The sequence below is a fragment of the Natronococcus sp. JC468 genome (assembly GCF_012163165.1).
Classification (GTDB): Archaea; Halobacteriota; Halobacteria; order Halobacteriales; family Natrialbaceae; genus Natronococcus; species Natronococcus jeotgali.
Genome location: NZ_JAAVUO010000026.1, coordinates 1 through 14,407 on the forward strand (window position 1 = coordinate 1; position 14,407 = coordinate 14,407).

Sequence of the window (14,407 nt, forward strand, 5' to 3'; positions counted from 1 at the left end):
TTTCTTCGCTTGAGCCATCGGCTGAGTTTCGCTAGCGATTGGATTGAGACGTTCCTTCCAGATGTTCAAAGGTTGCGCTGATCACTCACGCTGCTCCCTGATTCAAATCCCTCCGAATTACATACCTGCGCCTCACGAGTTTGTTCGGCGCAGAGGTATGGGGTCGGAGGGATTTGAACCCCCGATCGACTGATATCTCCGGTGCGCCTCGGAACTCCAGAGGGTCATCACACGGACACTGATCAGGTGCCCGATCAGTATATCAGTCTGGAGTGTCGTCCCGGGCGCGGTGCCTCTGGAGTCAGTCGCCATGCCTGGCTTGGCCACGACCCCTCGAGTCTACGTTGGGGGATCCGCCCTAAAGTGGTTTCGATTCGGACGCTCCGTCCCGCGATTCACAGCCAGGGGGCGCGTTCCTCTTCGTCCTCGCCGAGGGCCTCGTCGCTCGAGTCCTCCGCGTCGGCGTCGTCCTCGAGTTCGTCCTGCCCGCCGTCGGTCGACGCCGACGAACTCGAGCTCGGACGCGAGCCGCCGGGGTCGAACAGCGGGCCCGTGCCGACCGCGGGCGCCGACTCCGTCGACGACGAGGGCGACGGGGACGGCGTCGAGAACCGCGGCGAGCGCTCGGTCGACTGCGACCGCGCGGAGACGTCCTCGTCCTCGCCGCGCTCGAGGGGGATATCGACGGCGAAGACGGCCGCGACCAGCAGGGCCGCCAGCGGGGCCTGGCCGAAGGCCATCCCCACCAGCGACAGCGGCAGTAGGCCCAGCGCGACGGCGCTGCCGAACCGGAACCGGTCGATGTCCATGTACTCGCGCAGGTACGGACCGCTGATGGCGATCGAGAGCGCGAAGGCGACGCCGACGACCGCCGCCAGCGTCGCGTTCGCGACCAGCGCGGGGTCGTCCATCACGACCAACGCCGCGCCCGAGGGCTCGAGGCTGGCCAGCAGGCCCAGTCCGACGATGACGGCGGGGCTTGGCAGGTACTCGCCGATCGTCGCGCTGGCGGTCTTGGCCGCGATCGCGAGGATGACGATCGCCGCAAACCGCTCGAAGATCGCCTTGTTGAGCACGGTATCGATCGCGGGGGCGAGCGCCGCCTGGACGGCCGCGAGCGCGATCAGCGGCACGCCGACGAGCAGGACCACTTTGATCTGCTCACGGGGCGTGCCGTTCATCTCGGCGAGGATAACCGCGACGGTGGCGCTCCCCCCGAAGATCAGCAGACCGACCTGGACGGCGCTCAGCGGATCGTTCAGGGCTCCCGCCAGGATCAGCGCCGGGAAGATCCCGTCGATCAGCGGAAGCATCATCACGAGCGCCAACAGCCTAGTGTCGCCGCCTACCAGGCTCTCGAGCCGGAGGGCGACCGGGTGCTGGGACGTGCTCATCGCTCAGGGACGATGGCCGTGACCCGAGGCCGATGGGTGATGGGACGAGTGGGAACGCCACGCCGCGAGCCACTCGGACGGAAGGCCCCGCGCTGTGAGTTTGAATGTAAATTTCCCGAAAATAGTGGCAGCGACGGCGGCAGCGCTCGTCTGGCCGGCAGTTCGGGAGTCGCTGAAACTCACAGCGTTCATACACGTACGGTCTACTGGCCCATCAATAAACGTTGCGTGAGAAGCGGTTACACAACTCGGTGTATCTCAGCCCATAACGGCCAGATGCTGACAAAGATGCACTCATCTGGAACTGCGGTGAACGTTCCCGTACCATCCTGATTATCCGTTATGGTCGGGTCGCGCTCGGTGATCCGCCGCGATCGTCCCCGAGACCGATTCGCAACCTCCGCCCGTCTCGCAACGCTTTTTGCTGGCGCTTCCGGACGGTTGACATGGCGAACGACGCTCCCGAGCACGAGCCCTACTCTTCGAAACTGCAGGTACCGGAAGCGCTAACGTTCGACGACGTCCTCCTCCGACCGAAGGAGAGCCGCGTCGAACCCGACGACGCGGACCTCTCCTCGCACGTCTCCCGCTCGGTCGAGCTCTCGATCCCGATCCTCTCGGCCGCGATGGACACCGTCACCGAGAGCGACATGGCCGTCGCGATGGCCCGCCACGGCGGGCTCGGCGTCATCCACCGGAACATGAACGTCGACGAGATGGTCGAGGAGGTCGGTCGCGTCAAACGCGCCGACGAACTCGTCATCCCCTACGAGGACGTCGTCACGGCCGACCCCGAGATGAGCGTCCGCGAGATCGACGAGCGGATGGCCCGCGAGGGCGTCGGCGGCGCCCCCGTTGTCAACACGCGCGGCGAGGTGCTGGGGATCATCTCGAGCACCGACATCCGGCCCCACCTCGAGGTCAACGAGGACGACCCCGTCACCGAGGCGATGACCGACGAGGTCATCACGGTCCACGAGGACGTCGACCCCCGCGAGGCGTTCGACCTGATGTACGAGCACAAGATCGAGCGCGTCCCGGTCGTCGACGACGAGAACCTCCTCGTGGGACTCGTCACGATGCAGGGCATCCTCCAACGGCGCGAGTACAAGGAGGCGGTCCGCGACGAGGACGGTCGGCTGCGCTGTGGCGTCGCCGTCAGTCCCTTCGAGCGCGAGCGCGCCGAGGCCGCCGCCGAGGCCGGCGCCGACATCCTCTTTATCGACACCGCACACGCGCACAACCGCAACGTCATCGAGGGCGCCCGCGAGATCAGCGAATCCGTCGACGCCGACGTCGTCGTCGGTAACGTCGGCACCCGCGAGGCCGCCGCGGAACTGGTCGAGTTCGCCGACGGGATCAAGGTCGGCATCGGCCCCGGCTCGATCTGTACCACGCGCGTGGTCTCCGGCGCGGGCATGCCCCAGATCACCGCGGTCGCACAGGTCGCCGACATCGCGAGCGAGCACGGCGTGCCCGTCATCGCCGACGGCGGCATTCGCTACTCCGGCGACGCGATCAAGGCGATCGCCGCCGGCGCCGACGCCGTGATGCTCGGCTCCTACTTCGCCGGCACCGACGAGGCCCCCGGCCGCGTCGTCACGATGAACGGCAAGAAGTACAAGCAGTACCGCGGCATGGGATCGGTCGGCGCGATGAAATCCGGCGACAGCGACCGCTACCTCAAGGAAGAGCCCGAGGAGGAGGACGACTACGTCCCGGAAGGCGTCGAGGCCGCGACGCCGTACAAGGGCACGCTCAAGTCCGAACTCCACCAGCTCGCGGGCGGGATGCAGTCCGGCATGGGCTACGTCGGCGCCCCGACGATCCCCGAGTTCAAAGAGCGCAGCGAGTTCGTCCGGGTCTCCTCGGCCGGCCAGGCCGAGAGCCACGCCCACGACGTCGTCATCACCGACGAGGCGCCGAACTACTCGCCCGACGAGTAACCGTTCGAGCCGGGCGCGACGACCCTGCTTACTCGAGTTCGGACCGTCGAATCTTTCCCGTCGTCGTCCGCGGTAACTCCTCGCGGAACTCGATCTCGCGGGGGTACTCGTACTCGGCCAGTCGATTCCGGACCCGCGCACGGATCTCCTCGCGTAACTCCTCGGACCCGTCCGTCCCCGCCGCGGGCTGGACGACGGCCTTGATGATCTCGCCGCGACGGTCGTCGGGTACCCCGACGACACCGACCTGGGCGACCGACGGGTGCTCGAGGATCGCCTCCTCGACCTCCCGGGGACCGACGCGGTAGCCGCTGGTGATGATGAGGTCGTCGCCCCGCGATTTGAACCACAGGTAGCCCTCGGCGTCGCGCTCGGCGAGGTCCCCGGTCAGGTGCCAGCTCTCGCCGTCTCCCGCGACGTCAGAGGCGGAGCGTACTGCACCGCTTCGCTTGCCGCCTCTCTCGAGGGTCGCGCGCTCGGTCTTCTCGGGTTCGTTCCAGTACCGATCGAAGACGACCGGATCCTCGCCGCGTCGAACCGCGATCTCGCCGATCTCGCCAGTCTCGACCCGCTCACCTGTCTCGGGGTCGAGCACCGCGACCTCGTGACCGGGGACCGGTTTCCCCATACTGCCCGCACGCGCGGGGAACCACTCCCGGCAGTTCGTCACCAGAAGGTTCGCCTCCGTCTGGCCGTACAGTTCGTTGACGACCGTTCCCTCGAGTTCGGCCTCGGCCCACTCGAGGATCTCCGGCGTGAGCGGCTCGCCCCCGGAGCAGATCGCCCGCAGGGAGAGGTCGTAGCGGTCGCTGGGATCGTCGACGTCCATCAGCATTCGGATCGCCGTCGGGGGGAGGAAGGAACCGGTGACGTCGAACTCCGAAAGCAGTTCGAACGCGGTTTCGGGGTCGAACGACCCCATCGGGTAGCCGACGACGGGCTGGCCGTAGTGCCAGGCCGGGAAGACCAGATCGCCAAGCGCGCCGATCCAGGCCCAGTCGGCGGGCGTCCAGTACACGCCCTCGAGGTCGCGCTCGAAGTACATCGAAAAGGCGGGACAGTGGCCCAGCCAGACGCCGTGGGTGTGGAGCACGCCCTTGGGCTTCCCAGTGCTCCCGCTCGTGTACATGACGATCGCGGGCGTGTCGTCGTCCGTCTCGGCGACGTCGTAGTCGTCGTCCGTCCAGTCGATCGCCGTCTCGAACCGCGAGACCGACGCGTCGCCGACGGTCCCGCCTTCGATCTCGGGCTCGCCGTCGACCACCAGTACGTCCTCGAGGTCGGGACAGTCGGGCGCGACCTCCCGGACCGTCTCCCACTGGGAGGCGTCGACGACCGCGATCCGGGCCTCGCTGTCGGTCAGCCGGTAGCGGAGCGCGTCGGTGCCAAAGAGTACCGACAGCGGCAGCGAGACCGCACCGAGCTTCCAGCAGGCGAGATGAGTCAGCACGTTCGCGGGCTTCTGGGGAACGACGACCGCGACCCGGTCGCCGAACCCCAGCCCCAGCGACTCGAGAGCGTTCGCGACGGCGCTCGAGCGCCGATCGAGGTCGTCGAAACTGTAGCGCTCGCGCCGTCCGTCGGGGTAGGCCTGGTGGAGAGCGGTCCGTTCGCCGTCGTCGTGTTTGCCCACCAGATCGACGGCCGCGTTGAACCCGTCGGGGACCTCCCACGAGAACGACTCGCGGCCCTCCTCGTCGGTCTCCCCCTCGAGCGTAACGAAGTACGTCATCAATGGTGTACGAGAACAGATATCATGAAAGAACTACCGGCGGACGCGACCCGTCGGGTCGACGCCGACGCGCTCCCGCGAGGACGGCCGAGCGGCGACGATTCGGATCGCGCTACCGGTGAGCGAGGAGAAACGGTCCGGGAACCCGTCGGTGACCGAGTCGGCTCGGGAGGCCGGGACGTCCGGCGTCGACGGGTGCTCCGTCCTCGAGGAGTCGCTGCGGAGAGTGCCTCGGCCTTCGATCGCCTGGCGATCGCTCCCGTCAGACCCAAGTATGTCAAACGGTAACACCGATGTGGACCATGTACACTCCCGTCGTCCGCACGGATCGATCGGCGTTCGACCGCGTCCGCGATGCGATCCTTCACCGCGACGACCGCAACGATAACGAAAAGCCGACCGGTCCCGGCGCACCCACGCCGGGATGAGCGGTCGTCGGCTTTTCCACTCGCGCCCGCAGTCGCCTTTTTTGCTCGGAGAGATCGTCCGCGTCCGAACGCTTCGTCAGGAAATCCCTCGAGAATCCTCCGCGAAACTCTCGGCTACGAGAATCGCGACCGCGTTCGTCGATCGACGATGCGATCGATCTCGGCGCTATCGGTCCGACTGTCCGTCCCCTCGGCGTAGTTTCGACGGGGTCGAAGGAGCGATTACGGATCCAGCGCCGGCGTCGGGAACGCCCCCGTATCCGCGTCGGGATCGTACTCCTCGAGGGCGGCCCGGACGACCTGGAACACGCCCTCCTTCCCCCAGCGGGCGGTGTTGAGCTGGAGGTCGTAGAACTCCCGCTCGTCGATGTCGATCTCGTAGTACGATTCGTACCGGCCGGCCTCGCTGACCTCCCGGACCCGCATCTCGGCTTCGGTCTCGACGCGATCCGCGATGCGCTCGAGGCGGACGTCCTCGGGGGCGTCGAGCCAGATCCGCAGGTCTGCGCGATCGCCGGCGATCCAGCCCGCCAGCCGGGACTCGAGGATGAAGGGTTTGTTCGCGGTGCCCCACTTCTCGGCGATCGACTGCAGCCGCCGATCGAGGGCGCGGTCGATCTCGTCGGAGGCCTCGGCCTCGGCCGTCAGCTGGTTGAGACTCAGGTCGCGGTCCTCGGCGAGTTCCCGGAAGATGTCCCCGCCCGAGACGTACGGGCAGCCGATGGCGTCGGCGAGTCGCTCGCACAGCGTCGTCGCGCCACAGCCCGGCGGTCCGGAGACGGTGATGAACAGCGTGGTGTCGATCTCGACGGTCGTGGTCGCTCCCGTGGGCATAGCTGATCCCTCATTCTTCACCGTGAAAAATCGTCCGCGTCGACCCGGCCGTCGAGAATTCAGAGAAACGGCAGGCGCCGCGACTCGACCGCGACATCGATGCCCTCGAGCGCGGGCTCGTCGGCGAGGGCGGCGACGCGCTCGCGCTGGGGGTCGGCGCCGCGGGCGGCGTACAGCTCCAGACCGCCCTCGGGGCGTGAGCCTCCCTCGGGGTCGTCGGTCCACTCGATCTCGAGTGCGGCCCGCCTGAGTCGCGTCCCGTCGACGAGGCGGATCGACTCGAGTGCCTCGAGGGGAACCGAGACGTTCCGCTCGTCGAGGGTCTCGAGTTCCCCCAGCGCGCTGTCGTCGACGAGCGCCCGGTCGCGCTCGCCCGTGTCGGCCCGAAGCAGCATCGAGCGGTAGGACTCGCCGACGAAACAACAGAGCAGTCGTTCGTCGGTGATCACCAGCTCCCAGAACTCGATCGAGTTCGGTCGCTGGCGGATCCAGCGCATGAGGCGGGCGATCGGTTCTTCGGCCGTGGTCATCATCGTTCGAAGAGGGGGTGGAGGTCGGCCGGGAGTTTCTGACCGCGCTGGGTGGCGATCGAGACGAAGACGAAGACGGCCATCGTCACGAGCAGCGAGATCGCCTCTGCCGGCACCTCGGGCGGGTACGGGTAGATCGCCATGACGGCCTCGTTGAGCCACTCGGTACCGGTGACGGCCGCCGCCTGCGGGACGACGTTGTAGACGACGTTGAAGCCCATCCCGACGACGAGCGCGGCGATCGCTCCCTCCTTCGTCGCGCCCTTCCAGTTCAGTCCGAAGACGACGACGGGGACGAACGCGGCGGCGAAAAAGCCCCAGCTGATCGCCCCGAGGATGCCGACCAGCGCGTCGGAGTAGTAGACGACCCCCGTCGAGAGGACCGTCAGGCCGGCCAGGGCGCCCTGGGTGACCCGAAGCTCGGTCGTCGTGTCCGTGATCGGGCGACCGAGCGCGCGTGGAACGTCCCGCGAGATCGCGGCGGCACCGATGTTCAGGAACGAGTCGCTCGTGGACATGATCGCCGCGAGCAGCGCCGCGAGGATCAGCCCGGCGACGACGCTGCCGGTGTGATCGAGCACGAAGACCGGACCGACCTCCGAGGCCGAGAACGTCTCCGCGCGCTCGCCCGCCTCGACCATCGCGCGCATCGACAGCCCCGCGGAGAACGCGATCAGACTCGAGATCGCGTAGGATATCGCGGCGATCGGCGCGCCCCACTTGAGGATCGTCATGTTGCGGCTCATGTAGAACTTCGTGATCAGGTGGGGCTGACCGGCCGCGCCGACCGAGAAGAGGATCCACCAGGCGACCCCGACGAAGATGGCGGTGGTCGCGCCGCCCATCGCGCCGAACGGCGAGATCAGGTTCGGGTCCGCGCTCGCCAGGTTCCGCGAGATGGTCTCCATGCCGCCGCCGAACGAGACCGCGTAGGCGAAGACGAACACGGCGCCGACGATCATGGTGATCGCCTGCAGGAAGTCGGTCCAGACGCCGGCGATCATCCCGCCGAGCATGCTGTACAACAGCAGGATCAGCGCGCCGCCGAACAGCCCCCACAGCACGGGGATGCCGAAGATCGCCCGCATGACGAACTGCAGCGCGGCCAGGTTGACTGCCAGGTAGGCGACGACGCCGAGCGCGACGGCCACGCCCGTCAGGCCCCGGACCCAATCGCTCTCGTAGCGCACGTAGGTCGCATCCGCGAGCGTGAGGACGCTCCTGATGTCGGCGAGCAGGCGCAGCCGTTTCGCGAGGACGACCCAGGTTAGCAGGAAGCCAAGCGGCGCCGTAAAGAAGATCCACAGCGCCGTTGTCCCGAACTCGTAGACGAGTTCGGGCCCCCCGACGAACCCGAAGCCCGACTGGATCACCGAGAAGGCCGTCATCGCGAGCACCCACGTGCCGATGCTCTTGCCCGTGATCAGGAAGTCACTGGTCGTGTCCGTTCGCATCCAGCCCCAGACGCCGATTAGCAGGACGATCAGCAGGTACGCCGCGCCGAACCCGAGAATAATCGGATCGTCGGCGACGGGGATCCCGCCCTGCTGGAGCGGGGCGACGGCGAGGCCGACGGCGCTACTCATCCGCCCGCTCACCTCCGTCGGTCGCCTCGAGGGGGCGTTCGGACCGATCGGGCGCCAGCGGGAACGACTCGCGCCGCTGGGCCTCGCGGGCGTCCTCGAGGACGCTCTCGACGATCTCTTCGCCCGCGACGCGATCGAAGAGGAACGCGTAGTAGATCGCGGCGGTGAGCGGGAGCAACCAGATGAACCCGAAGTAAAGCAGCGTCGGGATCGGCAGCCCCAGCACGTAGCTGTAGTCGGCGGCGCCGGGCGCCCACGTCAGCCAGATGCCGGCGAGCCCGGCGAGGAAGAACGCGCCGAGGAGCCCGATCAGTCCGGCGTACGGCGCGAGGTCGAACTCGCTCTCGCTTCGCTCGATCGTCGCGACGGCGAACACGGACAGGATGGTCGCCGCGGCGACGAACGAAAACGTCCGATACAATCCCAGCGCGGCGGTGACGAGCGCGAGCACCGAGAGGACGCCAACCGCGGCCATCGTCGCGTTTCGGGTCACCGATCGCTCACCCCCCACAGTCGCCGTTCGGTCCCCGTTCCCGTCGGCCGCGCTCCCCCGCCGATCGCCCTCGAGGTCGGCCGTGCGTGGCCGACTCGCGGCGTTCTATCACGAATCATCGTCCTATTACACACAGTAGGTGGCCGAGAAGGTACCCGTTAACATATCAACGTCCGCCGTCGGGCCGTCGAGCCGTCGCCGTCTCGGGGCCGCGAACGCGGCCGGGCTCGACGGTCTCGAGCGGATCGTCCCGGCCGTCGAGCGCGCCTCGAGCTGGGACCGGACCTGCGGGTCGGAATGGCAATACTGACGGTCGCTCGGGCCCGAGAGCCGATCGTGAACCGCCGTACGGTACTCCGGTCCGCGGGCGTCGTCGCGGTCGCGAGCCTCGCGGGCTGTGTCGACGCCGTCGAGGAACACTTCACGGGGGGCCTCGAGAGCCCGGTTCCCGTCGAGATCACCAACGAGGGCGAGCGGTCGTACAACATCAGCCTCGACGCCACCGCCCGGGGCCAGGACCGCCAGACCTACGAGGAGAGCTACACGATAACGCCGGGCGAGCGCGTCGCGCCGCCCCACATCAACGGGTCGGAACAGCAGTTCCGCGTCATCCGCCACGGCGACGGCGACGAGATCGAGAACCTCGTCGAGACGGGCACGATCACCGAAGAGACGAGCCTCGTGTTGATCACGATCACCGACGACGCGGTCGACCTCGAGATCATCGAGGACGATGAGGAGGCCGAACGAGAGCGAGAGGCGGTCGAAGGGGACTCCAACGAGACCAACGGAAGCGCCGGCGACAACGCGACTCAGGGATAGGGGTGGAACGGCCCCTCGAGCGCGGGCTCGAACCCGAGCTCGGCCGGCACCTCCCGGGCGCGCTCGCCGAAGAAGGGCTCGCGGGTGAACAGCGGCTGGGCGCCGGGGACGACGACCCGCACCGCCTCGAAGCCCAGTCTCTCGACGTCGCGGGTCGTCAGCCGCGCCGCGTGGGGCTCCAGTCCGGTGTCAGTCGTCCGTTCGAGGATCGCCTCGAGCGCGTCGCGCCCGGTCGGCGCCGGATCGGGACCGACGCTGGCCGCCGGCACCGTTCGCTCGACGTCGACGAACGCGCGGGCCGGCTCGGGGAACGAGGCGTACTCTCCGATGGCAGCCGAGGCCGATTCGGCCTCGTCGGGGCCGAGCCCCCGCAGCTCCATCCAGTTCTGTAGCGCCTCCGCCAGCGCCGCCGTCGCCGCCTCGGTGGCGTCGAGGCCGGCCGCCGAGCCCGCGGCGAACGCGGGCCACTCCGCCTCGCCGCCCTCGGATCCGCGGTGAACCGCCACCGCGACGACGGGGACGTCGACGTCCTGGGTCACCAGCAGCGCCGTCACGTCCAGTCCCTCGCTGGCCGCGCGACGCTCGAGGGCGGCGAACGTCTCGCTCTCGACGGCGAGCCCGAGGGGCTCGAACGTCGAGTACCAGGAAAGCATCGTCGCGTCCCGTTCGAGGACCTCCGTCAGCCCCGACAGCAGGGCGTCGACCGTCGACGAGCCCAGGCCGAGTCCCGTCGTGATCGCGGGCACGAGCGCCTCGCCGGGCTGGGGGAACTGGACGGCCGCGGCCGGCAGGTGGATCCCCTCGCCGCTCCGGAGGGTCTCGCCCGCGACCCAGCGGCGTTTCTCCCCGGGGTCGTAGTCGGGCGCGTCGTCGGGGCGGACGAGGTCGGTCGGCGAGACCGCTCGCTCGAGGTCGTCCTCGCTCGCGCGGACGAAATCGGCGTCGCGGTAGACGCCCGCGCAGTAGCGCTCGAGGCCCTCGCCGACGGCCTTCATCAGCGCGGCGTTCCAGTCGGGGTCGACGCCCGCGGCCTGGTTGGCCGCGCTGGCGTCGCTGAACCCGCTCGTGTCGGCCGTCGTCGCGAGGTAGTACGGCGCCGGGAACGACTCGACCTCCCCGATCGACTCGACGATCCCGACCCGGTCGTCGATCGCCCCCTCGGCGTGCTCGACGGCCGCCTCGAGCCCGAGGTCGTCGTCGTCCCGGTCGAGGCTCCGGTCGCGCCCGCCGCCACAGTCACAGCCCGGAACGGGCAGGAACCGCCGTCGGCGGTGGGGAACCTCGAGGACGTGGCCGAGGACCGACCGCTCCTCGCCCGACAGCACCCGCACGCACTCCCGACCCGCGAGCGCGCCGGCGAAGCGGGCCGCGCTCGCGTCGGCGCGGGGCTCGTCGGTGGCCGACTCGAGGTGGGAGTCGACGCGAGCCCGCAGGCACTCGAAGCAGCCGGTAGCGGGGGCGAAGCCCGAGACCGCGGCGTCGAGGTCGGCGAGCGGACGGCCTCCGACCCCGCCGATCTCGACGGCGATCCAGGGGGTCCCCCCCGCCAGGGCCGCCTCGTTCGCTCGCTCGAACGTCGCCGCGCCGGCGACGTCGCTGACCACGGCGAAGCGGGCGTCCTCGAGGTCGGCCGGATCGGCCGAGCGAATCGAGACGTCGACGTCCGCGAGCGCGGTCTCGACGGCGTCGCGGACGGGATCCTCACCGACGACGGAAACGTGCATACCGGACCGTCGGACGGTCTGCTGTAAGTCCTTTCCGGAGCGACCGCGGGACGACGCCCGGCCTTCGGGACACGGGAACCAGTGGATAGTCACACGCGTTCCGTATTCGGTTCGAGCCGTGGATCTGAACCGGCCGATTCGTTACAGAGACGGGTGAACGTGACAGGGGCCGTATCCCGACCCGGACTCGAAAGGCGGACCCACGACGGTCCGGCATCACGTAGCTAGTCGTCTCCACGCCCCGGCGAGTAGTCCCGAGAGCACGACGCTGATAAACGAAAACGCGAGGACGACCATCAGAACGTTCGGATCGGAAAAACTGGTCGTAGCGACGAAGAGCGCAATCGCAGCGTTTCGAGCAGCGGTCGTCGTCGCCAGCACTTCTCGTGTGTTCCGTCCCGGTCCACCGAGGACGTATCCGAGTCCTAGCGACGCGGCAATAACGACGACCGAAACCAACAGCGTTCCCGTGCCGACGAGCGTGAGCATCTCGGTACTGTAGGCAGCTAACAGGAGGCCGATCAAGAGGAGAAACGAGAGATCGGAGAGCCGTTGTACCGGTGGATACAGCCAGTTCGTCACGGCGGAGTACTGAAAATCGAGCCCCATTCCCGCCAGTAGCGGGAGCAGCTGAATACCGAAGATCGTCCACCCGATTGCGAGCGGGTCGACGGTAACGTTCCCGGGCAGAAGCAGTGCTAGACTCACCGGTATCGTTACGACTGAGATGATCCCGAGAACGGACATCAGACCGCTGGCAAACTCGATGTTCCCTCTAGATATTTCCGCGAACTTCGGACCGAAAGGAGCCCCGGGAGCCACAGCGATCAGCACGATCCCTGCCGCGTATCCCGCTTCCACGGGGAGGGGACGGACGAGCAGATACGCGAGTACCGGGATCGCAACGAGATTGACCAGTAACGATTTCGCCATCAATCGCCGCTTGCGGAGCGCGGCCAGTAATTGATCGAGTGACAGTTCCATCCCGATAGCGAACATCGTCGAGAGGACGAAGACCGTCGTCGCGACCTCGACGACCGTCTCAACTGACACAGCTACCATGTCGTGCTCACGGTTTGATCGGTGGGTTCGAAGCGCTACAGTACGGGCGCCCCTGTTTCGCGTTCGGCGGGCGGACGGAACGCTGCGCTCGATCAGTCCTCGTCGCGCAGGCGCTCGAGGATCTCCTCGGCGTTCGCGACGGCCTGCTCTTTCTTGGCGGGGTAGGCCTCGACCTTCGCGCGGAACGTGATCCCCTCGCCGAGGCGGACCTCCTCGCCGAAGGCGGCCTGCTTGTCCAGCCGCAAGAAGAGTTCGGTGTTCTCGGTGACGCGGTCGTCGAGCTCGCCGAGGAGGCCGTCGAGGTCCTCGAGGTCGGCGAGCCGCGAGAGGACGTGGCGCACGTCGTCGGCGTTCTCGACGCGGGCCGACAGCACCAGGATGCGGTCGCCGTAGTGGCCTTCGCTCTCGGCGCGGTCGATCTCGAACTCCTCGGGGAGGAAGGTTCGAAGCGCCTGCTCGACGCGTTTCTCGTCCTCGGTGGCGTAGCAAAACGCCCGCAGGTCGACGTAGTGAAGCGGAATCTGTGGCATCTTCGGGTACAGTGCCGGTGGCGGGTGGGTCCGGTATCCGGACCGCTCGGTCGGATTACTCCTCGTCGACGTCGGCGTCGTCGGCTTCCTCGAGGGCGTCCTCGGGGACGCCGGTCTCCTGGCCGTCCTCGAAGCTGATCGTGTAGGTGACGTCGCCGAACATCGACTCCATCGTCTGGGTGACAGTGCCGGTCTCGCCGTCGAACTCGCTGTGCTCGTCGTGCAGGACGACGCGGTCGTCTTCCTCGAAGCTCATAGTTGGCGTTCCCTGGCGCGAGGTAAAAAGGGACTGATTCCCCGCGGAACCGACGGCGTCGCTCGCTCGCGGTTCGAACGGCCGGAGCTAGCGCATCGACTCGAGCGCGCGGACGGTGTCGGACATCAGCCAGGCGTCGTCGTTCGCGGCGTCTTCGATACTCAGCGCGAAGAACGATTCCCGGCCGTCGTCGACGGTTATCCGGTAGCTCCGGCTCTGGAGATCGACGGTTCGCTCGGGCGGGGACGGGTCGGCGGTCACACCGGAACTCGGCAACCCGGAGGGATAACTGGCCCGGTTCCGCGCTACAGGTCGAGCTCCTCGCACAGCCGGTCGGCGGCGGCGCTCGAGGACTCCGGCCCCCGCGCGGTGAGCAGGTCGCCGTCGACGGTGACGCTCGTCTCGGCGTCGAGCTCCGGGTCGAACTCGCCGCCGGCGGCCTCGACCTCGTCGGCGACCCAGTAGGGGAGCTTGCGGCCGTCGGGCATCACGTCGTTCTCGTCGACGATCTCTTCTTCCCACTCGTTGGGGAAGCCCGTGACCTGGCGGCCGTTGACGATAAAGGCGCCCTGGCTGTCGCGGGCGAACCCGAGCATCCCGACGGCGTGACAGACCACGAGCGCCTTCCCGTCCTCGCCCTCGACGGCCTCTCGCAGGAGTCGACGGGCGTCGCTGTCCTGGTTGACGTCCCACTCGGTGCCGTGTCCGCCCGGGAAGACGACGGCGTCGTAGGCCTCGGCGTCGGCCCGCGCGGTCGGGATCGGATCGTTCAGTCGCTCGTCGCTCTCGTGGACCTCCCGAACGTGCTCGGCGGTCTCTTCGCCGACCTCGTCGGGGTCGGCCGAGGTCTCGTCGAGCTCGGGCGGCCCGCCCGACGGCGTCGCGACGGTGATCTCGACGCCCGCCTCCGAGAGCGTCTCGAGGGGCTCGATGCACTCCTCTCCCCAGTACCCTTCCTCACTGACGACGAACAGCGCTTTCGTCATACTCGACGGTAGGGTCGGAAGACGGAAAACGGGCGGGCTGGACGCTGCCGCGTTCGCGGTCCGACACGTCCGCGCCGGTGACAG

General features: G+C 68.1%; 15 protein-coding genes and 1 tRNA gene. 3 read left to right on the forward strand and 13 right to left on the reverse strand.

All coding sequences use genetic code 11. The annotated features are described in order from the left end of the window. Positions 1–158: 158 nt before the first annotated feature. Positions 159–333, reverse strand: a tRNA-Trp gene (locus GWG54_RS14365). Positions 334–395: 62 nt separating this feature from the next. Beyond that, positions 396–1,394, reverse strand: coding sequence for a DUF5794 domain-containing protein (locus GWG54_RS14370; RefSeq protein ID WP_167938429.1), 999 nt, complete (start codon positions 1,392–1,394; stop codon positions 396–398). A gap of 446 nt (positions 1,395–1,840) precedes the next feature. Here GWG54_RS14370 and guaB point away from each other — a divergent pair, with 446 nt between their 5' ends. Further along, positions 1,841–3,340, forward strand: a complete 1,500-nt coding sequence (gene guaB, locus GWG54_RS14375; RefSeq protein ID WP_167938430.1) for an IMP dehydrogenase — start codon at positions 1,841–1,843, stop codon at positions 3,338–3,340. Positions 3,341–3,368: 28 nt separating this feature from the next. Here the strand turns inward: guaB and GWG54_RS14380 are convergent, their stop codons facing one another. Continuing rightward, positions 3,369–5,072, reverse strand: coding sequence for an acyl-CoA synthetase (locus GWG54_RS14380; RefSeq protein ID WP_167938431.1), 1,704 nt, complete (start codon positions 5,070–5,072; stop codon positions 3,369–3,371). A 302-nt stretch (positions 5,073–5,374) separates the two neighbouring features. On the opposite strand from GWG54_RS14380, the gene GWG54_RS21190 reads away from it, so the two are divergent. After that, complete coding sequence (locus GWG54_RS21190; protein ID WP_280842105.1) at positions 5,375–5,500, forward strand: hypothetical protein; 126 nt, start codon at positions 5,375–5,377, stop codon at positions 5,498–5,500. A 222-nt stretch (positions 5,501–5,722) separates the two neighbouring features. On the opposite strand, the gene cmk is transcribed toward GWG54_RS21190, so the two are convergent. Genes cmk through GWG54_RS14400 form a run of 4 tightly spaced genes read right to left on the reverse strand, consistent with a single transcriptional unit; the run spans position 5,723 to position 8,943 of the window. Then, entirely contained in the window at positions 5,723–6,334 is a 612-nt protein-coding gene (cmk, locus tag GWG54_RS14385) for a (d)CMP kinase (protein WP_167938432.1), read from the reverse strand. A gap of 59 nt (positions 6,335–6,393) precedes the next feature. Further along, the gene (locus GWG54_RS14390) at positions 6,394–6,867 is read right to left on the reverse strand and encodes a hypothetical protein (protein ID WP_167938433.1); all 474 of its coding nucleotides are present in this window, start codon (positions 6,865–6,867) and stop codon (positions 6,394–6,396) included. Beyond that, entirely contained in the window at positions 6,864–8,450 is a 1,587-nt protein-coding gene (locus tag GWG54_RS14395) for a sodium/proline symporter (protein ID WP_167938434.1), read from the reverse strand. The genes GWG54_RS14390 and GWG54_RS14395 overlap by 4 nt, the downstream gene beginning before the upstream one ends. Further along, positions 8,443–8,943, reverse strand: a complete 501-nt coding sequence (locus GWG54_RS14400; protein ID WP_167938435.1) for a hypothetical protein — start codon at positions 8,941–8,943, stop codon at positions 8,443–8,445. Before GWG54_RS14400 ends, GWG54_RS14395 begins: the two co-directional genes overlap by 8 nt. Positions 8,944–9,279: 336 nt before the next feature. Here GWG54_RS14400 and GWG54_RS14405 point away from each other — a divergent pair, with 336 nt between their 5' ends. Next, on the forward strand, positions 9,280–9,765 hold the full coding sequence (locus GWG54_RS14405; RefSeq protein WP_312854292.1) for a hypothetical protein: 486 nt from the start codon (positions 9,280–9,282) through the stop codon (positions 9,763–9,765). On the opposite strand, the gene GWG54_RS14410 is transcribed toward GWG54_RS14405, so the two are convergent. From GWG54_RS14410 to GWG54_RS14435, 6 genes are all read right to left on the reverse strand, one after another. Beyond that, positions 9,756–11,489 carry a YcaO-like family protein gene (locus GWG54_RS14410; RefSeq protein WP_167938437.1) on the reverse strand — a complete coding sequence of 578 codons (1,734 nt, stop codon included), beginning with the start codon at positions 11,487–11,489 and terminating at the stop codon, positions 9,756–9,758. The two genes, GWG54_RS14405 and GWG54_RS14410, sit on opposite strands and share 10 nt — an antisense overlap. Positions 11,490–11,705: 216 nt before the next feature. After that, positions 11,706–12,551 carry a bile acid:sodium symporter family protein gene (locus tag GWG54_RS14415; protein ID WP_167938438.1) on the reverse strand — a complete coding sequence of 282 codons (846 nt, stop codon included), beginning with the start codon at positions 12,549–12,551 and terminating at the stop codon, positions 11,706–11,708. Between the two features lie 92 nt (positions 12,552–12,643). Then, positions 12,644–13,081: an RNA-binding protein gene (locus GWG54_RS14420; RefSeq protein WP_167938439.1), complete on the reverse strand. Its 438-nt coding sequence runs from the start codon at positions 13,079–13,081 to the stop codon at positions 12,644–12,646. A gap of 55 nt (positions 13,082–13,136) precedes the next feature. Then, a complete protein-coding gene (locus GWG54_RS14425) occupies positions 13,137–13,337 on the reverse strand; it encodes a hypothetical protein (RefSeq protein WP_008419811.1) in 201 nt (66 codons plus the stop codon). 87 nt (positions 13,338–13,424) lie between these two features. Further along, a complete protein-coding gene (locus GWG54_RS14430; protein WP_167938440.1) occupies positions 13,425–13,598 on the reverse strand; it encodes a hypothetical protein in 174 nt (57 codons plus the stop codon). Between the two features lie 44 nt (positions 13,599–13,642). Beyond that, positions 13,643–14,323 (reverse strand): type 1 glutamine amidotransferase domain-containing protein, encoded by a 681-nt coding sequence (locus tag GWG54_RS14435; protein WP_167938441.1) that lies wholly within the window; start codon positions 14,321–14,323, stop codon positions 13,643–13,645. Between the last annotated feature and the right edge of the window lie 84 nt (positions 14,324–14,407).